This window comes from Streptomyces sp. NBC_00654 (assembly GCF_026341775.1).
In the GTDB taxonomy this organism is placed as follows: domain Bacteria; phylum Actinomycetota; class Actinomycetes; order Streptomycetales; family Streptomycetaceae; genus Streptomyces.
On the sequence record NZ_JAPEOB010000001.1, the window covers coordinates 308,915 to 330,213 of the forward strand.

Consider the following 21,299-nt stretch of genomic DNA (forward strand, 5'->3'; position numbering starts at 1 on the left):
CTGCGAGCTGCGTGGGAGGTTCGTTGGCTAAGTTACGCTGCGAGCAGGCACCCCGGCAGTGCTTTGGTGTGACGATCGTAGGCCCGCGTTGACGGCTCGAATGCCAGGACGGTGGTAGTGTGCGCGCCTCTCTCATCCAGATCGCAGTAGACCCGGACGAATCAGTCAATTCCCGTCGGAAACGCGCGGTTTCGCTGGTCGTGGCCCAGCGCGGTGCGGATCTGGTGGTCCTTCCCGAGCTCTGGCCGGTCGGCGCGTTCGCGTATACGGACTTCGCCGCCGAGGCCGAACCCCTCCAGGGTCCCACCCATGAGGCGATGGCCGCGGCCGCCGCCGAGGCGGGGGTCTGGCTGCACGCGGGCTCGTTCGTGGAACGGGCCGCGGACGGCACGCTCTACAACACCTCGCTCGTCTTCTCGCCCGAGGGCGAACGCCGTGCCGTGTACCGCAAGATCCACCGCTTCGGCTTCGACAAGGGCGAGGCGGTCATGATGGGCGCGGGCGAGGAGCTGGTCACGGCCGCACTCCCGCAGACCACGCTCGGCCTCACCACCTGCTACGACCTCCGCTTCCCGGAGCTGTACCGCGGACTCGTGGACGCGGGCGCCGAGACGCTGATCGTCGCGGCGGGCTGGCCGGAGCGGCGCCGGGCCCACTGGACACTCCTCGCGCAGGCCCGCGCCGTCGAGAACCAGTCGTACGTCCTGGCCGTCGGCACCGCGGGCACCCATGGCGGGGTCGAGCAGGCCGGGCACAGCATCGCCGTCGATCCGTGGGGCGAGATCCTGGCCGAGGCGGGCGGGGGCGAGGAGGTGCTGAGCGTGGAGTTCGACCCGGCGAAGGTCGCCACCACGCGGGAGCAGTTCCCCGCGCTGAAGGACCGCCGGCTGGGACTGGACACGCCGCAGGACGTGGCCCCGGCGCGCTGAGGTACGGCTACGCCCCTCGACGGGCCGGTTTCACGTGAAACCGGCCCGTCGAAGGGCGGGTACCGGGCCGCGCGGCGCATGCGGGCCGCCCTCCCGCCTCCCGGCACCGCCGCCTCACTCCTCGTGCCCCTCACGCTCCTTGTCCGCGAGCACGATCACGCACATCGACACGGCGATGAGCAGCGCGGCATCGGCCTCCTCGCGCACGACCTCGATGCCGTACGTGTCCCGGATCGTCAGCAGGCGCCGCGAGACCTGCGCGAGCAGCTCCCCGTCGTAGTCGATGGCGAACTCGCGGTCCAGGATCCTGCCGCTGACATCCAGCTCCGTGCCGTCCACCAGCGTCACCCGGTAGTGGTTGCGCAGCAGCGAGAGCCGCTTGCGCCTGACCCTGGCCAGTTCCTCGCCCCCGCGCTCGATGACCATCGTGTCGCGCAGACTGACCAGCTTCTGCCGCAGTTCGACGAGTACCCGGCCGTCGCGGTCCTTCAGCTCGAAGGTGTCGCGTACCCGCATGGCCTTGCCGTCGACCAGGAAGACCTTGCGTCCCTCGGTGTCCTCGATCCAGTAGTCGTCACCGACGGCGAACAGCCGCTCACGTACGAGAAGTCTCATGAGTCACAGGTTCTCCCGCGCCCCGGCGGAATGCGCGCAGGTTGGCGTGATGTTGACTTGTGGCACGGGTACACGTGCACGCGTCCGCGCCCCCGAGCTCATCGGCAGGGGCGGCTGGCTCAATACGGGATCACGGTCCGCAAGGTCCACATCGACCGGGGACGGTCCGGTTACAAGAACGTCAGTCGCAAGGGCTTCGATGCCGCGATCACCGCCGTGACCTCCGGAGTCGTCGGTGTGCTGCTCGTGTGGAAGCTCGACCGGTTGAGCCGCAAGGGAATCGGCGAAGTCGGTAAGGCGCTGGACGACTTCAGCCGTGTGGGCGGACGGCTCGTGTCCGTCATGGACGGTCTCGATACGGCGAACGACAGTGCCCGCGTCACCGTCGCGCTGCTTGCTGAGCTTGCCCGCAACGAGTCCCGGAACCTGGGCATGCGCGTCAGCAGCGCGAAGCGGTTCCTGCGGCAGCGTGGCCAGTGGATCGGCGGTCAGCCCCCGTACGGGCTCAAGGTGGACCCGGACACGAAGAGGCTCGTGCACGACCCGGAGACAGCTGTTTACGCGCGTCTGATCGCCGACGAAGCGCTCTCGGGGAAGGCGCTCGTCCATGTGGCGCGTTTCCTCAATGAGCATGGGATCGAGTCGTCGCGTGGTGGAAAGTGGAATTCGTCCAGCGTGATGCAGTTGCTTCGCGGACCCGCTTTCGCAGGTCTCATGCCTCAGACCATGTACGAAGAGGCAGCGGACGGAACTCGGAAGTACGGCTCGAAGGTCATTCCGTACCGCGATCCCGAGACGCTGGACACCGTGAGCATCGGTGAAGGCATCATCACGGTGGGAGAACGTGAACTCATCATCAGGCAGCTTGAGTCCCGCACCTTCCCGCTCGCCGGAAAGCGCCACGGACACAAGCAGGGGACGGCGCTCCTCACCGGGATTGCCCGATGTGGTCTGTGCGGGGCACGCATGAGTCAGGCGGGAACGTCGTATGCCTGTTCCTCGAACCGGATGGGGCGGGGTTGCGTCGGAGTCACCGCACGGGTTGAGAGCCTTGACGCCTATGTGAGGGACGCGTTTCTGAGCCGTCTTCCCGCACTTGAGCCCGACGACGACCTGCTTGCTGTCATCGCGGAGCGCTGGGTGAAGCAGGAAGACCCGGAAGTGTTCGCGAAGCGCGATGCGATTGAGGCGGAGATCAGAGAAGAGGAAGCGCGTCTCGCTGATCTTGAGGAAGCACGGTACGTGCGCGGGGAGTTCAGCGGAGCGGACGCCATCGACCGGTACAACAGGCTTGCGGGAAGGCTCCGAGGGCGTATTGAGGGACTGCGTATGGGGCTCGCTGAGATGCCGGCGCCGACCATCGATATAACCCCGCTATTGGACGGGGAACTTCTCGGAGAGGCGTGGGAAGCCAGCGATACGGTGGGGCGGCGGGAACGGCTCCGGCTCGCGATGGACTCCGTGACCGTCAGCAAGGGGCGACGGGGTGCGCGGTTCGTTGGCCACGAGCGCTGCGACATCGCGTGGGCGGACCACTCGGGGGAGCTGGTGGCGTAAGCCTGCCTGAGCGCCGTTCGCGGCGCTCGCGGAAGCGGGTTGCGCGCGGGTCTTCACTGACAAGGCGAGCGGGAAGAACACGGAGCGCCCGGAGCTGACTGCCGTTCTCGACTACGTCCGCCCCGGGGACACCCTGTGCGTGTGGAAGCTGGACCGGTTCGCGCGGTCGCTGATCGACCTGGTGAACATGGTGGACGCCCTTGCCGCGAGGGGTGTCGGGTTCAAGGTGCTCACGGGTGCGCTGGCAAGCATCGATCCGAACACCCCGGACGGTCGCCTCATGCTCCAAGTCGTGGGCGCCATGGCGGAGTTCGAGCGGTCGCTGATTCAGGAGCGGACGCGCGCGGGTCTCGACGCTGCCCGCGTTCAGGGCCGTACGGGTGGACGTCCGGCGGTCATGGACGCGGACAAGCGCGCTGCTGCCAAGGCGCGCCGCGCGAAGGGAGAGAGTGTGACGGCGGTGGCCAAGGCGGTGGGCGTGTCCCGCGCGACGCTGTACCGGGCGCTTGCCGACACGGAGTGATCCGACTTCACCCTGAGTTCAAGAGGTCTCTCGCAGACGTTTGGGCCTTTCCGTGACCGTAGCGAAGAACGGCTCAACTGTCGCCCGCTCGGGGTGGATACGTCCATGAGGGCGCATCACGATCAGGGAATGACCGAACCGACGCGTTACCAGACCATGCCGGTGGAACTGCCATTACGTATGGAGTTGGAGCCGACCCCGGTGGAGGGGTGTCCGGGCTGTACCGAACTCGCGAACGTGCGGGATCGTGCCCGTACCGGGGGCGACATGACCACGGTGTCCGACTGCAACGTCTACATGAGGCGGCACCCGGAAGGTCACGGGTGATCGCGCGGGCGGATATCGGCGCTCGGGCGGAGGACGCTGCGGGCCGTGTCGGCATCCTGCGCGACGTGATCCCCGACTATGAGGACCCCGCCGAGCTCTTGTGGCTGCGCCGCAAGCGTCCTACGGCGTTTCTGCGGCCTGCGGGCGGGGGTGCTGAGTGGCTGGTGCCCCCGGACGATGTGAGGCGGGTGCAGCGGGGCCGGGGGCGTCGTGGCCACCGTGGTGGTAGTGGCACGCTTGGACGCATGAGTAAGCGTGCCCGCGTCCGCGCCCCTGAGCTGCAGGGGCGGTCCTGGATCAACACTGGTGGCAAGGAACTGTCCCTCGCGGACTTCCGAGGTCGCACATTGGTGCTAGATTTCTGGACGTTCTGCTGTGTGAACTGTCTCCATGTCCTCGACGAGCTGCGCGAGCTGGAGGAGAAGCACCGCGACACCGTGGTGATCATCGGTGTCCACTCGCCGAAGTTCGTGCACGAGGCCGAGCATCAGGCCGTGGTCGACGCCGTCGAGCGCTACGAGGTCCATCACCCGGTCCTCGACGACCCCGAGCTGGCCACCTGGAAGCAGTACGCCGTACGCGCCTGGCCGACCCTGGTCGTCATCGACCCCGAGGGCTATGTGGTCGCCCAGCACGCGGGCGAGGGCCACGCCCACGCCATCGAGAAGCTCGTCCAGGAGCTGGAGGCCGAGCACTCCGCGAAGGGGACGCTGCGGCGCGGTGACGGCCCGTACGTCGCGCCCGAGCCCGTCGCCACGTATCTGCGCTTCCCGGGCAAGGCACTGGTGCTCCCGGACGGTGGCTTCCTGGTCTCCGACACGACGCGGCACCGGCTGGTCGAGCTGGACGCGGACGGCGAGAGCGTGCGCGGACACTTCGGCAGCGGTGACCGGGGTCTGGTGGACGGGGGGCCGGCCGACGTCAGGTTCAGCGAACCGCAGGGCCTCGCCGCGCTCCCCGACGGGCGGATCGCCGTCGCGGACACCGTCAACCACGCCATCCGTGTCCTCGATCCGTCGACGGGCGTCACGAGCACCCTCGCCGGTACCGGCCGCCAGTGGTGGCAGGGCTCGCCCACCAGTGGCCCGGCGCGCGAGGTGGACCTGTCCTCGCCGTGGGACATCGCGTGGTTCGCCGGCCGGCTGTGGATCGCCATGGCGGGCGTGCACCAGCTGTGGACGTACGACCCGGAGAGCGCGACCGTACGGGTCGCGGCCGGGACGACGAACGAGGGTCTGGTCGACGGGCCCGCCGATGAGGCGTGGTTCGCCCAGCCGTCCGGGCTCGCCGTCTCGGCCGACGGGGAGCGGCTGTGGATCGCCGACTCGGAGACGTCCGCGCTGCGCTGGATCGACCGGGACGGACACGTGCACACGGCCGTCGGATCCGGCCTGTTCGACTTCGGCCACCGTGACGGCGCCGCCGCCCAGGCGCTGCTCCAGCATCCGCTGGGCGTGACCGCGCTGCCCGACGGGTCCGTCGCCGTCTGCGACACGTACAACCACGCCCTGCGGCGTTTCGACCCCGCGAGCGGCGAGGTGACCACCCTGGCCACCGATCTGCGGGAGCCGAGCGACGCCGTGCTGGTCGACGGTGACCTGGTCGTCGTCGAGTCCGCCCGTCACCGGCTGACCCGGCTGCGGCTGCCCGAGGAGGCCGTGCGCGTCACGGACCGGGCGCATCGCACCCGGCGCGCGGCCACCGAGGTCGCCCCCGGCACCCTCCGGCTCGATGTGGTCTTCCAGGCGCCCGCCGGACAGAAGCTGGACACCCGGTACGGGCCCTCGACCCGGCTGCTGGTCTCCGCGACCCCGCCCGAGCTGCTGGCGGTCGGGGCCGGGCCAGGCACCGATCTGGGCCGCGATCTGGTGCTGGCGGACGGGTTCACCGAAGGTGTCCTGCACGTCTCCGCGATGGCGGCGTCGTGCGACGACGACCCGCTCAACGAGTACCCGGCCTGCCACGTGCACCAACAGGACTGGGGCGTCCCCCTCCGAGTGACCGCGGAGGGAACGGCCCGGCTGCCGCTGGTGCTGGCGGGGATGGACGCACAGGGCTGACCGCGCGGCGGGGGCGCGCCGGGGAAGCGCGGCGGGGCGGGAAGGCGCGGCGGGCGGGCGCGGCGGGCGGGGCGCCGTGCTCACGCCTCGTCCGCGAGCCTCCGCACGGCCTGTTCGTGCCTCCTGCGGTACTCCGCCCGCGCCGTCACCCGCAGCAGTGCCGCCAGTGCCCGTACCGCGCCCTCGTCGTATCCGGCGAGTTCCGCCTCCAGGGCCGCCCGGTCCAGCAGCCGGATTCCCTCGCCCTCCTCGCCGAGCGCCAGATGTGACTCTCCGCTGACGGTCAGCAACAGCACCCGCCGGGCCACCTCCTCGTCCTCCGGCCCCAGTTCGAGCGCGGTACGGGCGGATTCGAGGGCGTCGGCGGGCCGGTTCGCGGTGAGCTGCATCCGGGCGAGGTGCTGGAGGCCGAGCATCTCGGTGTGCCGGTCCCGCGCCTCGCGGGCCAGCCCGACCGCCCGCGCGCAGCCCTCCAGCGCGGCGTCGAACCCGCCCTGTTCGGCCTGGACGACGGACAGGTTGATCAGCGCGGTCGCCTCGCCGAGCCGGTCACCGGCCTGCCGGGCGAGGGCCGGCGAGCGCTCCAGCAGGGCGACGGCCTCGGCGGTCCTGCCCTCCTCCGTCAGCACCCACCCGAGCAGGGTGATCACCCGTGATTCGGCGTACGGGTCCTGCTGGGCGCGGGCGGCGTCCAGCGCGAGTTCCAGCATCGGGGTCCAGCTGTCCCGTACCCGCCACACGATCTGCGGCCACTGGAGCAGAACGATCCGCCAGGCCCGGTCGTCGAGACCGGCGTTGCGGGCCGCGACGGCCGCCAGCGCCAGGTCGTCGCGCTCGGTGGCCAGCCACCGCATCGCCGTCTCCCGGCAGCCGAAGTCCCGGACGGCGGAAGGGCGGTGGTAGTCGTCCGGCAGGACGAAGCAGGGCTCCCCGCCGGGTTCGGCGGTGTCGGCGGCGGCCAGCGCGGTGGCGATGTAGTGGTCCAGGACACCGACGAGGGCCCGGGGCGCGGAGGCGGGGTCGAGCCCGCGGGCGTAGAGACGTACGAGGTCGTGGAGCACCCACTGTCCGGGCGCTCTCTCGGTGACGAGATGGGCCGCCGCGAGCCGCTCCAGCGCCGCCGCTGCGGTGACCGGGTCGGTCTCCGCGAGCGCGGCGGCCGCGTACGGGTCGAAGTGGCTGCCGGGATGGTGGCCGAGCCGGGCCAGCTGACGTACGCAGTCCGGTGGCAGATGCTGCACCGTCAGCCGCAGCGCGGCCGAGACGCCGGTGTCGTCCACATCGAGGTACGCCAGCCGGCCGCGCTCGTCGGCCAGTTCCTCGGCCAGTGCGGCGAGGGTCCACTGCGGACGTCCGGCCAGCCGGGCCGCGGTGACGCGCAGCGCGAGCGGCAGGCCGCCGCAGAGTTCGGCGAGCCGGCGGGCGGCGACCGGCTCGGCCAGGACCCTCTCCTCACCGAGCACCCCGGCGAGCAGGGCCGTGCCGTCGTGCGGTTCGAGTGTGTCGAGCGGTACGGGGCGGGCCGCGTCCGAGGCGATGAGGCCCTCCAGCCGGTGGCGGCTGGTGACCAGCGTGACGCAATCGGTGCCGCCCGGGAGCAGGGGCCTGACCGTGGCGGAGTCGCGGGCGTTGTCGAGGATCACCAGCAGCCGGCGCCGGTCGGTCAGGGTACGGAAGAGCGCGGCGGCGGCGGGGACGGATTCGGGGACCCGGCGCGGTGCGACGCCGAGGGCCAGCAGGAACTCGCGCAGAACCTCGATCAGCGCCGGCTCGCCCGTGTCGCTGAACCCCCGCAGGTCGGCGAAGAGCCGTCCGTCCGGGAAGGCCGCGGGGCTGCGGTGGGCCCATTGGAGGGCCAGCGCGGTCTTGCCCACGCCCGCCGGGCCGGTGACCAGACAGACGGGCGCCTCGCCCGCCGCCGCGCGGGTGAGGGCGGCCAGTTCGGTGACCCGCCCGTGGAAGCCGCGGGGTGCGCGGGGCAGCAGGTCGGTGGGGTGCGGCTCGCCGGTGGCGGACAGCGGCGCGGGGAGGGGCCGGGGCGGTACGGGGGCGGGCGCGGCCGGGGGAGCGGGGGCGACTGGAGCGGAAGAGGCGGAAGGGGCGGCGGCGACGGCGGCTTCCCGCGTCGCCTCCGTACCGTCGCGCCGGTCCGCCGCCGGGCGCGCGGCGGGTACCGGGCCCGCCGCGCCGGCCGGGGCGGTGCCGGTGCCCGTGGCGGGGCCGTCGGGTCCGGGGTCGCCGCGCAGGATCAGCGCGTACGCGTCGGCGAGTTCATGTCCGGGATCGATCCCCAGCTCGTCGGCGAGCAGCCGCCTCGTGCGGTGGAACCGGTCCAGCGCCTCCGACTGACGCCCGGCCCGGTACAGCGCCATCATCAGCGCCGCCGCCAGCGACTCCCGCATCGGGTGGGCGACCGCCTCCGCGCCCAGCACGGCCGCGGCGCGGTTGTGCTCCCCCAGCGCCGAGTAGGACCGCGCCAGCTGCTCGACCGTCGCCAGCCGCGACTCCTCCAGCGAGTGCGCGGCGGCCCGGAGCGGTGCCCCGGTGAAGGCCCCGGTCAGCGCCGGGCCCTGCCAGAGGGACAGGGCCTCCTTGAGCATCAGTACGGAGTCGGCGGGGCTGCGCTGCTCCCGTGCCAGCATCAGCAGTTCCTCGAACCGCTGGGAGTCCAGCAGGGTCTCCGGTACCCGCAGCACGTACGCGTCGCCGAGCGTGACCAGCTCCACCCCGTACGCCACCGCGTCGGCGCCCATCAGGAGGGCGCGCAGCCGGGAGACATGTCCCTGGATGACGCTGCGGGCCCGGAGCGGAGGGGTGTCGTCCCAGAGGGAGTCCGTCAGCCGGCCGATGGACACCGGTGTGTTGGCGGACAGGAGCAGTGCGGCGAGCAGACTGCGCCGTTTGGCGGGTCCGAGGGGCAGGGGCCCGGTGAGCGTGTCGACGGAGACGGTGCCGAGCAGCCGGAACTCCACGAACGGCTTCCCTTCCGGGCAGGACGCACCCGCGGTCGGGGCGTGGAACGGTGCTCAGAATATCGGGGAGCGAGGGTGCCGACGAAGGGGTCACACCCGGTCGGGGACGAACGTTCCGCCCGGATACCCGGTCACTGGTAGTGGCGGTCGTCCTCGGACACGACGGTGGTGGTGGGCGGCACGACCATGCGGCGGCGGCGCGCGACGCTCATGTAGACGAAGACGCCGACGAGGCCGACGATCATCATGATCCAGCCGACCAGATCGACGTCGACGGTGTCCATTTCCCAGTCGGTGGCGAAGGCGAGTATCGCCCCGGCGCCGATGAGAAGAATGCATCCTCCGAGTCCCATGTGATTCTGCCTCCTCGACGGCCCGGTCGCTCCGGGCCGTGGACGACCGGGTACCCGGTCCGGCGACGGCCATGTCCCGGGGAGCGGCAGGGGAGACGCCGGGGCGCCGGGGACACCCGGCTGTCGGGGTCCCCGGCGCCCCGGGGCGTCGGACGCTTCGGCGGTCAGCCCGCCAGGAACGCCGCCAGCGCGTTCGCCAGCAGATACGGGTCGTCGGCGCCGCACAGTTCGCGGGCGCTGTGCATGGAGAGGATGGCGACACCGACATCGACGGTCTGGATGCCGTGCCGGGCGGCGGTGATCGGTCCGATCGTGGTGCCGCAGGGCATCGAGTTGTTGGAGACGAAGGTCTGCCAGGGCACGCCGGCCTTCTCGCACGCGGCCGCGAACACGGCCCGGCCGCCGCCGTCGGTCGCGTACCGCATATTGACGTTGACCTTGAGGATCGGCCCGCCGTTGGCCACCGGGTGGTGCGTCGGGTCGTGCCGCTCGCCGTAGTTGGGGTGCACGGAGTGGCCGGTGTCGGAGGAGAGACAGACGGTCCCGGCGAAGGCCCTGGCGCGGTCCTCGTACGAACCGCCGCGGGCGAACACGGAACGCTCCATGACCGTGCCGAGCAGCGGCCCGTCCGCGCCCGTGTCGGACTGCGAACCGTTCTCCTCGTGGTCGAACGCCGCCAGCACCGGGATGTACGGGATCTCCTCGTCCGGCTGCCCGGCGACGGCGGCCAGCGCGGCGGTCGCGGCGTGCACGGAGAGCAGGTTGTCCATCCGCGGCCCGGCCACCAGCTCCCGGTCCCGGCCCAGGTACGACGGCGGCTCGACGGCGTGCGGCATCAGGTCCCAGCCGGTCACGTCCGCGGCGTCGACACCGGCCTCCTCGGCGACGAAGCCGATCAGGTCGCCCTCCGCGACATCGCCGAGTCCCCAGATCGGCTGCATGTGCTTCTGGCGGTCGAGCTTGAGGCCCTCGGTGTTCACCGAGCGGTCCAGGTGCACGGCCAGCTGCGGCACGCGCAGCAGCGCCCGGTCGATGTTCACCAGCCGGTGGGTGCCGTCCCTGAGCGAGATCCGCCCGGCGAGGCCCAGATCGCGGTCCAGCCAGGTGTTGAGCAGCGGCCCCCCGTAGACCTCCACCGCGACCTGCCGCCAGCCGTACGCGCCCGTGTCGGGCAGCGGCTTCACCCGCAGGTTGGGGGAGTCGGTGTGCGCCCCGGCGATCCGGAACGGGGTGTGCGGACCCGCGCCCTCCGGTACGTACCAGGCGACGATCGCCCCGCCGCGCAGGACGTACTTCCCCCCGGTGGAAGCGTCCCAGGCCGCGGTCTCCTCGACCTGGCGGAAGCCGGCCTTCTCCAGCCGGGCCGCGGAGTTGGCCACGGCGTGGTACGGGGACGGGCTGGCCGCCAGGAAGGACATCAGGTCGTCGGTGTGCGCGCGGTCGAACCGGAGGGGAGAACTCATGTTCTTCACTGTAACGAGGACCGCCCGGGAGAATCGCCGGTTGGCCGAGGGTGTACATGCCGATCATGCGCTCAGCGTGTGCGGTACGTGCGCCCCGCGTGTGCCTACGGTGAGGGAAGCTTCGCCGAGGGTTTCCCGCCGTCCTGCGCCTGCTGCGCACGCTTGGCGAACATGCCGCTGAACGCCGTGAGATCGCGGTCGGAGGTCTCGTCCTCGCCGGTGGTGCCCGTGCTGATGCCGAGCACGGCCGTACCGACCCGGACCTGCGCGATCGTCGCCGGACCGCCCATGGTGCCCACATCGGCACGGTTCGCCAGACGCTGGTCGCCGAGGTCGCCGAGGTCCACCTTCCGCGCGCCCACCCCCACCCGGTCGCCGCCGTACCACTTCGCCAGGGCGTCGTACGCGGTGCCGGCGGCCTTCTCGTCCTTGTAGGCGAGCACCCAGAAGTTGAGCGAGGTCTTGTCGGACGTCCGTGCGTAGGCGGAGACACCCCAGGAGGTGGCGCCCAGGCAGATCTCGTCCGCCTTCTTCTGGTCGGTGACACGGCACACCGAGGGCGGGAACTCCGGGTCCGGCTTCAGGGCCCCCGGTTCCAGGTGGGTCCGCCAGCCCGGTACGGCCGCCGCGTCCGGCAGGACCGACTCGACCTGCTTCCGGTCGAGCGCCGCGGCCCGCGCCCCCGCCCCGTCTCCGTCACCGCCGCCGCACCCGGTGAGCAGCATCGCCGCCGCTCCCGCCGCCGCGCCGCCCCGCACGTACCATCGCCGCTTCACCATCGTGTCCTGCCCCCGTTGGACGTGTGATCCGGACGACCGGTCCGGACGGGTGTTCCCGTTTCCCGACGCGTTCCCGCCGGGCTCTACGAGCCGAGCTGGGCCGACGGCTCGTCGCCGTCCTGCGCCTGCTGCGACCGCTGCGCGAACAGGGCCGCGAGGTCCTTGGCGAGGCCCTTGTCCAGCTTGGCCTCGCTGGGGGCGTCCGTGGCCGCCCACAGCACCGTCGTGCCCACCCGCATCTGCCCGGTGACGCTGTGCGCGCCGCTGTACCCCTGGGGTCCGGAACGGGCGTCACGCTCGTCGCCCACGGTGCCCAGGTCGGCCTTCTCGCGGCCGTTCGTGCGCGCGGTCGCCTTCCACAGGACGTCGTACGCGGCGTCGGCGGCCTTCTCGTCCTCGAACGCGACCAGCCAGAACCGGACCGAGGCCTCCCGGTCCTCGCGCTGGAAGGAGACGGAGCCCATGTAGCTGGATTCCTCGCACCCCGCGTGGCCCTTGTTGGGGCAGATGGTGCTCTTGGCGAGGCTGTTCATCGGCGCGGTCGAGGATTCCCCGCTGCGCTTCCAGCCCGGCATCGCGTCCTGGTCCGGCAGCAGCGCCGCCACCTGGGACTCGTCGAGCGCCGTCGCCTTGCCGTCGCCGCCACCGTCACCGCCGCCGCATCCGGTGAGCAGCATCGCCGCCGCTCCGGCCGCCGCACACCGTACGGACCACTTTCGCGGGGCCGAACCCTTGGCACTCACGAATGAACCTCCCCCTCGTACCTGGATGCCGATCATAGATACGGCCCGCCCCCGGAGAAGGGGGCGGGCCGTATCGATTCGGTGCCGGAGTGCGGGACCGCGGACTATGGCGTGTGTCCTAGAACGCGGCCTCGTCCAGCTCCATCAGCGAGTTGTCGACGGACTCGGCGAGCGCGCGCTCGGCCGAGACGCCGGGCAGGATGTTCGAGGCGAAGAACTTCGCGGCGGCGATCTTGCCCTGGTAGAAGGCGATGTCCCTCGCGGAGGCGGTCGGCAGCTTCTCGGCCGCCACGGCCGCGCCCTTGAGCAGCAGGTAGCCGACGACGACATCGCCGGAGGCCAGCAGCAGGCGCGTGGTGTTGAGGCCCACCTTGTAGATGTTCTTGACGTCCTCGCCGGTCGCGGTGAGGTCGGTGATCATCGCGCCGACGATCGCCTCCAGGTCCACGGCGGCCTTGGCGAGGGAGTCCAGCGAGCTCGCCAGCTCCTCGTTGCCCTGTGCGCCCGAGAGGAACTTCTTGATCTCCTCGGAGAGGGCGTTCAGCGAGGCACCCTGGTCGCGGACGATCTTCCGGAAGAAGAAGTCCTGGCCCTGGATCGCCGTCGTGCCCTCGTACAGAGTGTCGATCTTGGCGTCACGGATGTACTGCTCGATCGGGTACTCCTGGAGGTACCCGGAGCCGCCGAACGTCTGGAGCGACTGCGCCAGCTGCTCGTACGACTTCTCGGAGCCGTAGCCCTTCACGATCGGGAGCAGCAGGTCGTTGAGGCCGTGCAGCGCCTTGGCGTCCTCGCCCGCGGCTTCCTTCTCCTGGATCGCGTCCTGGACGGAGGCGGTGTACAGCACGAGGGAGCGCATGCCCTCGGCGTACGCCTTCTGGGTCATGAGCGAGCGGCGCACGTCGGGGTGGTGCGTGATGGTCACCTTGGGCGCCGTCTTGTCCATGAACTGCGACAGGTCCGTGCCCTGGACGCGCTCCTTGGCGTACTCCAGCGCGCTCAGATAGCCGGTGGAGAGGGTCGCGATGGCCTTCGTGCCGACCATCATGCGGGCGAACTCGATGATGCGGAACATCTGGCGGATGCCGTCGTGCTTGTCGCCGATCAGCCAGCCCTTGGCGGGGTGCTTGTCGCCGAACGTCATCTCGCAGGTGTTGGACGCCTTGAGGCCCATCTTGTGCTCGACGTTCGTCGCGTACACACCGTTGCGCTCGCCCAGCTCGCCGGTGGTCCAGTCGAAGTGGAACTTCGGGACCATGAAGAGCGAGAGGCCCTTCGTGCCGGGGCCGGCGCCCTCGGGGCGGGCCAGCACGTAGTGAATGATGTTCTCGGACATGTCGTGCTCGCCCGACGTGATGAAGCGCTTCACCCCGTCGATGTGCCAGGAGCCGTCCTCCTGCTCCACTGCCTTGGTGCGCCCGGCGCCGACGTCGGAACCGGCGTCCGGCTCGGTCAGCACCATCGTCGAGCCCCACTGCTTCTCGACGGCGATCTCCGCGATCTTCTTCTGCGCCTCGTTGCCCTCGTCGAAGAGGATGCCGGCGAACGCCGGGCCGGAGGAGTACATCCAGACGGCCGGGTTCGCGCCGAGCAGCAGCTCCGCGTAGCCCCAGATCAGGGAGCGCGGGGAGGTGGTGCCGCCGATCTCCTCGGGCAGACCCAGGCGCCAGTACTCGGAGTCCATGAAGGCCTGGTACGACTTCTTGAAGCTCTCCGGGACCGGTGCGGTGTTGGTCTCCGGGTCGAAGACCGGCGGGTTGCGGTCGGCGTCGGCGAAGGAGTCGGCGAGCTCGTTCTCCGCGAGGCGGTTGACCTCGTCGAGGATGCTCTTCGCGGTCTCGACGTCCATCTCCGCGAACGGGCCGGCGCCGTAGACCTTGTCGCGCCCGAGGACCTCGAAGAGGTTGAACTCGATGTCGCGGAGATTCGACTTGTAGTGCCCCATGGGAAGGCTCCGTAATCAATAGCAGTGGCGCACAGCGCCCCGGGGAGTGATGCGGGTCGGGCGGCAGGCCGGCGTGGATGTATCAGCTGACCTCTCCGATGATGCTACCCGTCAGTAATAAGGCGCAACCCCTCAAGCCGCAGATGTGTCCGATTACTCTTTGTGGCATGTACGGCTACGACCAGAACCAGGGTGCACAGCAGCAGATGGCCGGCGGTTACGCCGAGCAGCCGCTGTATCCCGAGCCTTCGCCGCCCTCCCTGGCCGATGCGGTACGGGCCTTCACCACCGGCTCGCTGTCCGCCGAGGACTTCCAGCAGATCTTCGCCACGTCGAAGGTCTACTGCCCGCGCGGCGACAATCCCGGCTTCCTCGCCCTCCACAACACCCAGCAGCCGGTGATCCCGATGTTCACCACGCTCAAGGAGTTGCGGCGGTACGCGGGCAAGGAGTCCAAGTACTTCGTGATCACCGGCGCCGAGGTGATCGACCTGCTGCCGACGGGGTACGGCTTCGTCCTGGACATGGAGGGCGATCACCGGATGGTCTTCGACGCCAAGGCGGTGGAGCAGATGGTCGATTTCGCGATGCGCCGCATGTACGGCTGATCACCTCCGCCGGACAGCGCAGGGAGGGCCCGCACCGCTCGTGGTGCGGGCCTTCTCGCTGCCCGGGAATGAACGCCGCCTTGCAGGATGTTCACTGTTCAACTAAATTGGACGCAGAACACTCGCCCGGAGGTGGCTTCCATGCCCGCAGTGACCGTCGAAAACCCGCTGACCCTGCCCAAGGTCGCCGCCTCGGGCGACGCCGCGGCCCGTCCCGTGCTCGCCGTCACGACCGCGCCGAGCGGATTCGAGGGCGAGGGCTTCCCGGTGCGCCGCGCGTTCGCGGGGATCAACTACAAGTACCTCGACCCGTTCATCATGATGGACCAGATGGGCGAGGTGGAGTACGAGGCCGGGGAGCCGAAGGGCACCCCCTGGCACCCGCACCGCGGCTTCGAGACCGTCACCTATCTGATCGACGGAACCTTCATCCACCAGGACTCCAACGGTGGCGGCGGCACGATCCGCAACGGGGACACCCAGTGGATGACGGCCGGCTCCGGCCTCCTGCACATCGAGGCCCCGCCGGAGTCCCTCGTCATGTCCGGCGGCCTCTTCCACGGCCTCCAGCTCTGGGTGAACCTGCCCAAGGCCGACAAGATGATGGCCCCCCGCTACCAGGACATCCGCGGCGGCCAGGTCCAGCTCCTCGCCTCCCCGGACGGCGGCGCGCTGCTCCGTGTCATCGCCGGTGAGCTCGACGGGCACGAGGGCCCGGGTATCACGCACACGCCGATCACCATGATCCACGCGACCGTCCGTCCGGGCGCCGAGGTGACACTGCCCTGGCGCGAGGACTTCAACGGACTCGCGTACGTGATGGCCGGCCGCGGCACCGCCGGTACGGAGCGCCGCCCCGTCCACATGGGGCAGACCGCGGTGTTCGGCAACGGTTCCTCGCTGACCGTCCGCGCGGACGAGCAGCAGGACGCCCACACCCCGGACCTGGAGGTCGTCCTGCTCGGCGGCCGTCCGATCCGCGAGCCGATGGCGCACTACGGGCCGTTCGTGATGAACAGCCAGGCCGAGCTGAAGCAGGCCTTCGAGGACTTCCAGGCCGGCCGCCTCGGCACCGTGCCCGCGGTCCACGGCATGTGACGTTCGCCATGTGACGTTTGCTCACTCGTACGGAGGTGCGGGTGGGCCGGCGGGCCCCTGCTGTGATCGGGTGGGAGGGTGCATACCCAAAAGCCCCTCCTGCCCGACACCGCGCGGCGTACGGCCGCCTGGTGCGGTGTCGTCCTGCTGGTCACCGGTGTCGCCGCGGTCGCCATCTGGCTGTGCATCGTCTTCAAGACCGCGATCACGCCCGTGCTGCTCGCCCTGCTCGGTACGGCGCTGCTCGGCCCCGTCCACCGCTGGCTGATCGCCCGTAAGCTGAATCGTTCCCTTGCCGCCGGTCTGACCTGCGCCGCGCTCGTCGCGGTGGTCGGCGGCGCCGGCTACATCGTCGTCACCGCGCTCATCGACACCGGCGATCAGATCGTCTCCTCGCTGAAGGACGCCGGGCAGTGGGTGGTCGACCACTTCGGCATCGCCGACGAGACGAACGTGAACAGCCTTGCCGACAACGCCAAGACCTTCGTCGAGAAGTTCGGCGCGAGCGCGGCGGGCGGGCTGCTCAGCGGAATCAGCCTGGTCGGATCGCTGCTGGCGACCAGTGTGCTCGCCCTGCTGCTGACCTTCTTCTTCCTGCGCGACTCCGACCGTGCCGTGAACCTCGCCCACTCCATCGCCCCGCGCGGCACCGGAGAGCTGGTGGAGGCCATGGGGCGGCGGGGCTTCGAGGCGGTCGAGGGCTTCATGCGCGGCACCACGTTCATCGCGCTGATCGACGCCCTGTGCATCACGGTCGGCCTGCTGATCCTGGATGTGCCCGGCGCGGTGGGGCTGGGGGCGCTGGTCTTCGTCGGCGCGTACATCCCGTACCTCGGGGCGTTCATCTCCGGCGCCGTCGCCGTCCTGGTCGCCCTCGCCGACCGGGGCCTCGTGATCGCCCTCTGGGCGCTGGGGGTCGTGCTCGCGGTCCAGGTGCTGGAGGGCCACGTGCTCCAGCCGATGATCCAGAGCCGTACGGTCCAGATGCACCCGGCCATGATCATGATCGCGCTGACCGCGGGCGCCAGTGTCGCCGGGCTGCTGGGAATGCTGCTGGCGGTACCGCTGTGCGCGGCGGCCTTCGGTGTGATCGGGGAACTGAGAAAGGGGTACGGGGGACCCTCGGGCACCCCGTCGGACCGGCCGGACCGGCCGGGACCGTCGGGAAGCTCCCCCGAGCCGTCACCCGGCGCCTGAGCCGTCGTCCGGCGCCTGAGCCTTCGCGTCCTTCCCCGGCCCGGCCGGCTCGTACAGCTCGAACCAGATCGACTTGCCCTCGCCCCGGGGGTCGACTCCCCATGAGTCCGCCAGCAGCTCCATGAGCACCAGCCCCCGCCCGCTGGAGGCCATCTCGCCGGGCCGCCGCTTGTGCGGCAGTTCGTCGCTGGCGTCGGCCACCTCGACTCGGAGCCGCCGCTCGCCCCGCTCACCGGCCGCCTCGGCGACCATCAGCGCGTCGCCGTCCGTGTGGACCAGCACATTGGTGGCCATCTCCGAGAGCATCAGGACCGCCGAGTCGACCTGGTCCGGGTCGGCCCAGTCGTGCAGGAGCTCCCGCAGCTGCTGCCGGGCGACGGCGACCCGCTCGGGCTCGGCCTGGGCGATCGTCATCGCGGTGCGACGCGGCTGTGCGACCCGGGTCGTGGTGCTCTCGCGGCGGAGCACCAGCACCGCGATGTCGTCCTCGCGGCGGTCCGCCAGAGGCCCTGTCGTGTAGTGCGAGGTCGGCCCGTGCACGGCCTGGACCAGGGCGTCGGCGAGCTTCTCCAGATCCTCGACGGGCTGTTCCAGGACCGGCCGGAGCCGGGCCCAGCCGGTGGCCAGGTCGTGTCCGCCGGTCTCGATGAGCCCGTCCGTGCACAGCACGATCGTTTCTCCGGGCTCCAGGACCACCCGGGTCGTCGGGTAGTCCGAGTCCTCCTCGATGCCCAGCGGCAGCCCGCCCTCGGTCGGCCGGATGACCGCGGTGCCGTCGACACTGATCACCACCGGGTCCGGATGACCGGCACGGGCGATGTCGAGCGTTCCGCCGACCGGGTCCACCTCCGCGTACAGGCAGGTCGCGAAGCGCGGGGCCGTGGCTTCGTCGCCGTCCCCGTCGCCCAGGTCCTCGTACGCCTCGGTGAGCCCGGAGAGGAAGCGCGAGGCCCGGGAGAGCACGGCGTCGGGGCGGTGCCCCTCGGAGGCGTAGGCGCGCAGGGCGATGCGGAGCTGGCCCATCAGACCGGCCGCCCGCACGTCATGGCCCTGGACGTCGCCGATGACGAGCGCGATACGGCCGGTGGGCAGCGGGATCATGTCGTACCAGTCGCCGCCGACCTGGAGCCCGCCGCCGGTCGGGATGTAGCGCGCCGCCACCGTCATCCCGGGGATGTCCGGTCCCAGGGACGGCATCATCGAGCGCTGGAGTCCCAGGGACAGTTCGCGTTCGGTCTCGGCGACACCGGCACGGGCCAGCGCCTGCGCGAGCATCCGGGCGACGGTCGTGAGCACGGCACGCTCGTCGGGGGAGAACGCCACGGGGTGCCGGAACCCCGCCATCCAGGCCCCCATCGTGCGGCCCGCGGAGACCAGGGGCAGGAAGGCCCAGGACTGGCGCCCGAAGCGGCGGGCGAGCGGCCAGGTGGCCGGGTAGCGGCTCCGGTAGTCGTCGGGGGAGGGGAGATAGATGGCCCGCCCCGTCCGGACGACCTCGGCGGCCGGGTAGTCGGTCTCCAGCGGCATGTCGGTGAACGGTTCCTCGTCCCCCGTGCTGTGCCCGTGGTGCCCGATGATGGTCAGCCGCTCCCCGGCGGCGCCGAAGACGGCGAGCCCGTCCGGCGAGAACCCCGGCATGGAGAGCGAGGCGGCGACCCGCAGCACCTCCTGGGTGGACCGGGCCTCGGCCAGTGCCCGCCCCGCGTCCAGCAGGAACGCCTCCCTGGACCGGCGCCAGTCCCCGGTGATGGAGGTGTGCGCGGCGGTGGCGCCCGGCCGGGGCTCGGCGACCTCCTGGAGCGTGCCCATCAGCACATAGCTCTCGGCGCCGTGTCCGGCCGGGTAGGTCGGCCTGGACCTGCTGCGTACGGTGCGCAGGACCCGGCCCCGCTCGTCCACGATCCGCAGCCGGGCCTCGGCCAGGGTGCCTTCGGCGACCGCCAGATTGACGACCCCGTAGATCTCGTTCCAGTCGACCGGGTGGAAACGGGAGCGCACCGCGGACTCCCGGTAGACGCCGGGCTCGGCGGGCAGCCCGAGCAGCCGGGCCGCCTCCCCGTCGAGGGTGACCGTGCCGGCGGCGTTGTCCCAGCGCCACAGACCTGTCGCGATCGCGGCCAGGATTTCCTCGGTGCGCATTGCCCCACTTTAGGAAGATGTACTCGGCCGACGCCACCGAGGGATGGTCGTACACGGGCATCCGCAGCCCTTACGGATGATCTTGAACGGTCAAAGGCAATGAAGTGGTGCGGGCGCGGGCGGTAGCCTGGGGTGGCTGAATCCACCCCGAACCGCGAAGACTGGATGAACGACGATGCATCGGTACAGGTCCCACACCTGCGGCGAGCTCCGCGCCTCTGACGTCGGCACCGACGTCCGGCTGAGCGGCTGGCTGCACAATCGCCGAGACCTGGGTGGCATCCTCTTCATCGATCTGCGCGACCACTACGGTCTGGTGCAGCTGGTCGCCCGCCCCGGCACGCCCGGCAACGACGCCCTGTCGAAGCTGACCAAGGAGACCGTCGTCCGTATCGACGGCAAGGTCTCCGCCCGCGGCGCCGACAACGTCAACCCGGAGCTGCCGACCGGTGAGATCGAGATCGAGGTCACCGAGGTCGAGGTGCTGGGCGAGGCCGCCCCGCTGCCCTTCACGATCAACGCCGAGGACGGGGTCAACGAGGAGCGGCGTCTGGAGTACCGCTTCCTGGACCTGCGCCGCGAGCGCATGCACCGCAACATCATGCTGCGCACCGCCGTCATCTCCGCGATCCGGCACAAGATGACCGCCCTCGGCTTCAACGAGATGGCGACCCCGATCCTCACCGCGACCTCTCCCGAGGGCGCCCGTGACTTCGTGGTCCCGTCCCGGCTGAACCCCGGCAAGTTCTACGCCCTGCCGCAGGCCCCGCAGCAGTTCAAGCAGCTGCTGATGATCTCGGGCTTCGACCGGTACTTCCAGATCGCGCCGTGCTTCCGCGACGAGGACGCCCGCGCCGACCGCTCGCCGGGCGAGTTCTACCAGCTCGACGTCGAGATGTCCTTCGTCGAGCAGGAGGACATCTTCCGGCCGATCGAGAAGCTGATGACCGAGCTCTTCGAGGAGTTCGGCAACGGCCGTCATGTCACCTCGCCGTTCCCGCGCATCCCGTTCCGCGAGTCGATGCTGAAGTACGGCAACGACAAGCCGGACCTGCGGGCCCAGCTGGAACTGGTCGACATCTCCGACGTCTTCGCGGACTCCGAGTTCAAGGCGTTCGCCGGCAAGCACGTCCGCGCCCTCCCGGTGCCGGACACCGCGGGCCAGTCCCGGAAGTTCTTCGACGGCCTCGGTGCCTACGCCGTCGAGCACGGCGCCAAGGGCCTCGCCTGGGTGCGTGTCGGCGAGGACGGCACGCTGGCCGGTCCGATCGCCAAGTTCCTCACCGAGACGGACGTCAAGACCCTCACCGAGCGGCTGTCGCTGGTCCCCGGCCACGCGGTCTTCTTCGGCGCGGGCGAGTTCGACGAGGTCTCCAAGATCATGTCGGCCGTCCGGGTCGAGGCCGCCAAGCGGTCCGGCAACTTCGAGGAGGGCGTCTTCCGGTTCTGCTGGATCGTCGACTTCCCGATGTACGAGAAGGACGAGGAGACCGGGAAGATCGACTTCTCGCACAACCCCTTCTCGATGCCCCAGGGCGGACTTGAGGACCTGGAGACGAAGGACCCGCTGGACATCCTCGCCTGGCAGTACGACATCGTCTGCAACGGCATCGAGCTGTCCTCCGGCGCCATCCGTAACCACGAGCCCGAGCTGATGCTCAAGGCCTTCGAGATCGCCGGTTACGACCGCGAGACCGTCGAGCACGAGTTCGCGGGCATGCTCCGCGCCTTCCGCCTCGGCGCCCCGCCGCACGGTGGGATCGCCCCGGGTGTCGACCGCATCGTGATGCTGCTCGCGGACGAGCCGAACATCCGCGAGACGATCGCCTTCCCGCTCAACGGCAACGCCCAGGACCTGATGATGGGCGCTCCCACCGAGCTGGACGAGACCCGCCTGCGGGAGCTGAACATCCAGCTGCGCAAGCCGGTCGCCTCCTCGAAGGACAAGACCGAGAAGTAGTCCCGCGCCCGTTTCACGTGAAACAGTCCCC

At 70.6% G+C, this 21,299-nt stretch carries 16 protein-coding genes and 1 pseudogene; 9 read left to right on the top strand and 8 right to left on the bottom strand.

Annotation, left to right across the window (positions count from 1 at the left end):
* Positions 1-119: 119 nt before the first annotated feature.
* Complete coding sequence (locus OHA98_RS01430) at positions 120-929, top strand: carbon-nitrogen family hydrolase (RefSeq protein ID WP_266922261.1); 810 nt, start codon at positions 120-122, stop codon at positions 927-929.
* A gap of 114 nt (positions 930-1,043) precedes the next feature.
* Here OHA98_RS01430 and OHA98_RS01435 read toward each other — a convergent pair whose 3' ends face one another.
* Positions 1,044-1,544: an LURP-one-related/scramblase family protein gene (locus tag OHA98_RS01435; protein ID WP_266922262.1), complete on the bottom strand. Its 501-nt coding sequence runs from the start codon at positions 1,542-1,544 to the stop codon at positions 1,044-1,046.
* A gap of 30 nt (positions 1,545-1,574) precedes the next feature.
* Here OHA98_RS01435 and OHA98_RS01440 point away from each other — a divergent pair, with 30 nt between their 5' ends.
* The 4 genes and pseudogenes from OHA98_RS01440 (at position 1,575) to OHA98_RS01455 (ending at position 6,011) form a co-directional block, all read left to right on the top strand.
* On the top strand, positions 1,575-3,101 hold the full coding sequence (locus OHA98_RS01440) for a recombinase family protein (RefSeq protein ID WP_266922263.1): 1,527 nt from the start codon (positions 1,575-1,577) through the stop codon (positions 3,099-3,101).
* Between the two features lie 34 nt (positions 3,102-3,135).
* Positions 3,136-3,624: pseudogene (locus OHA98_RS01445) on the top strand (recombinase family protein); the annotation flags it as partial.
* 129 nt (positions 3,625-3,753) lie between these two features.
* Entirely contained in the window at positions 3,754-3,951 is a 198-nt protein-coding gene (locus OHA98_RS01450) for a hypothetical protein (protein ID WP_114660140.1), read from the top strand.
* A 245-nt stretch (positions 3,952-4,196) separates the two neighbouring features.
* Positions 4,197-6,011: an NHL domain-containing thioredoxin family protein gene (locus OHA98_RS01455; RefSeq protein WP_266922264.1), complete on the top strand. Its 1,815-nt coding sequence runs from the start codon at positions 4,197-4,199 to the stop codon at positions 6,009-6,011.
* A gap of 80 nt (positions 6,012-6,091) precedes the next feature.
* On the opposite strand, the gene OHA98_RS01460 is transcribed toward OHA98_RS01455, so the two are convergent.
* From OHA98_RS01460 to OHA98_RS01485, 6 genes are all read right to left on the bottom strand, one after another.
* Positions 6,092-8,983: a BTAD domain-containing putative transcriptional regulator gene (locus tag OHA98_RS01460; RefSeq protein ID WP_266922265.1), complete on the bottom strand. Its 2,892-nt coding sequence runs from the start codon at positions 8,981-8,983 to the stop codon at positions 6,092-6,094.
* 131 nt (positions 8,984-9,114) lie between these two features.
* Positions 9,115-9,336, bottom strand: a complete 222-nt coding sequence (locus OHA98_RS01465) for a DUF6458 family protein (protein ID WP_266922266.1) — start codon at positions 9,334-9,336, stop codon at positions 9,115-9,117.
* A gap of 164 nt (positions 9,337-9,500) precedes the next feature.
* Entirely contained in the window at positions 9,501-10,799 is a 1,299-nt protein-coding gene (locus OHA98_RS01470) for a M18 family aminopeptidase (RefSeq protein ID WP_266922267.1), read from the bottom strand.
* A gap of 104 nt (positions 10,800-10,903) precedes the next feature.
* A complete protein-coding gene (locus OHA98_RS01475; protein WP_266922268.1) occupies positions 10,904-11,578 on the bottom strand; it encodes a hypothetical protein in 675 nt (224 codons plus the stop codon).
* Positions 11,579-11,661: 83 nt separating this feature from the next.
* Complete coding sequence (locus OHA98_RS01480) at positions 11,662-12,321, bottom strand: hypothetical protein (RefSeq protein WP_266922269.1); 660 nt, start codon at positions 12,319-12,321, stop codon at positions 11,662-11,664.
* A 118-nt stretch (positions 12,322-12,439) separates the two neighbouring features.
* On the bottom strand, positions 12,440-14,266 hold the full coding sequence (locus tag OHA98_RS01485) for an acyl-CoA dehydrogenase (RefSeq protein WP_266922270.1): 1,827 nt from the start codon (positions 14,264-14,266) through the stop codon (positions 12,440-12,442).
* Positions 14,267-14,433: 167 nt separating this feature from the next.
* Between OHA98_RS01485 and OHA98_RS01490 the strand changes: the two genes are divergently transcribed.
* From OHA98_RS01490 to OHA98_RS01500, 3 genes are all read left to right on the top strand, one after another.
* Positions 14,434-14,874, top strand: coding sequence for an SseB family protein (locus OHA98_RS01490; RefSeq protein WP_266922271.1), 441 nt, complete (start codon positions 14,434-14,436; stop codon positions 14,872-14,874).
* Positions 14,875-15,015: 141 nt separating this feature from the next.
* Positions 15,016-15,972, top strand: a complete 957-nt coding sequence (locus OHA98_RS01495) for a pirin family protein (protein ID WP_266922272.1) — start codon at positions 15,016-15,018, stop codon at positions 15,970-15,972.
* A gap of 78 nt (positions 15,973-16,050) precedes the next feature.
* The gene (locus OHA98_RS01500) at positions 16,051-17,169 is read left to right on the top strand and encodes an AI-2E family transporter (protein ID WP_266922273.1); all 1,119 of its coding nucleotides are present in this window, start codon (positions 16,051-16,053) and stop codon (positions 17,167-17,169) included.
* Here OHA98_RS01500 and OHA98_RS01505 read toward each other — a convergent pair.
* Complete coding sequence (locus tag OHA98_RS01505) at positions 17,155-19,308, bottom strand: SpoIIE family protein phosphatase (RefSeq protein WP_266922274.1); 2,154 nt, start codon at positions 19,306-19,308, stop codon at positions 17,155-17,157. The two genes, OHA98_RS01500 and OHA98_RS01505, sit on opposite strands and share 15 nt — an antisense overlap.
* A gap of 175 nt (positions 19,309-19,483) precedes the next feature.
* Between OHA98_RS01505 and aspS the strand changes: the two genes are divergently transcribed.
* Entirely contained in the window at positions 19,484-21,268 is a 1,785-nt protein-coding gene (gene aspS, locus OHA98_RS01510; protein WP_266922275.1) for an aspartate--tRNA ligase, read from the top strand.
* Positions 21,269-21,299: the final 31 nt, after the last annotated feature.

What these genes read in the sequence shown, in the direction of transcription:
- OHA98_RS01505 (WP_266922274.1), bottom strand. Translation starts at nt 19,308, where the DNA reads ATGCGCACCGAGGAAATCCTGGCCGCGATCGCGACAGGTCTGTGGCGC.
- OHA98_RS01455 (WP_266922264.1), top strand. Translation starts at nt 4,197, where the DNA reads ATGAGTAAGCGTGCCCGCGTCCGCGCCCCTGAGCTGCAGGGGCGGTCC.
- OHA98_RS01465 (WP_266922266.1), bottom strand. Translation starts at nt 9,336, where the DNA reads ATGGGACTCGGAGGATGCATTCTTCTCATCGGCGCCGGGGCGATACTC.
- OHA98_RS01475 (WP_266922268.1), bottom strand. Translation starts at nt 11,578, where the DNA reads ATGGTGAAGCGGCGATGGTACGTGCGGGGCGGCGCGGCGGCGGGAGCG.
- OHA98_RS01470 (WP_266922267.1), bottom strand. Translation starts at nt 10,799, where the DNA reads ATGAGTTCTCCCCTCCGGTTCGACCGCGCGCACACCGACGACCTGATG.
- OHA98_RS01435 (WP_266922262.1), bottom strand. Translation starts at nt 1,544, where the DNA reads ATGAGACTTCTCGTACGTGAGCGGCTGTTCGCCGTCGGTGACGACTAC.
- OHA98_RS01495 (WP_266922272.1), top strand. Translation starts at nt 15,016, where the DNA reads ATGCCCGCAGTGACCGTCGAAAACCCGCTGACCCTGCCCAAGGTCGCC.
- OHA98_RS01450 (WP_114660140.1), top strand. Translation starts at nt 3,754, where the DNA reads ATGACCGAACCGACGCGTTACCAGACCATGCCGGTGGAACTGCCATTA.
- OHA98_RS01490 (WP_266922271.1), top strand. Translation starts at nt 14,434, where the DNA reads ATGTACGGCTACGACCAGAACCAGGGTGCACAGCAGCAGATGGCCGGC.
- OHA98_RS01485 (WP_266922270.1), bottom strand. Translation starts at nt 14,266, where the DNA reads ATGGGGCACTACAAGTCGAATCTCCGCGACATCGAGTTCAACCTCTTC.
- OHA98_RS01440 (WP_266922263.1), top strand. Translation starts at nt 1,575, where the DNA reads ATGCGCGCAGGTTGGCGTGATGTTGACTTGTGGCACGGGTACACGTGC.
- aspS (WP_266922275.1), top strand. Translation starts at nt 19,484, where the DNA reads ATGCATCGGTACAGGTCCCACACCTGCGGCGAGCTCCGCGCCTCTGAC.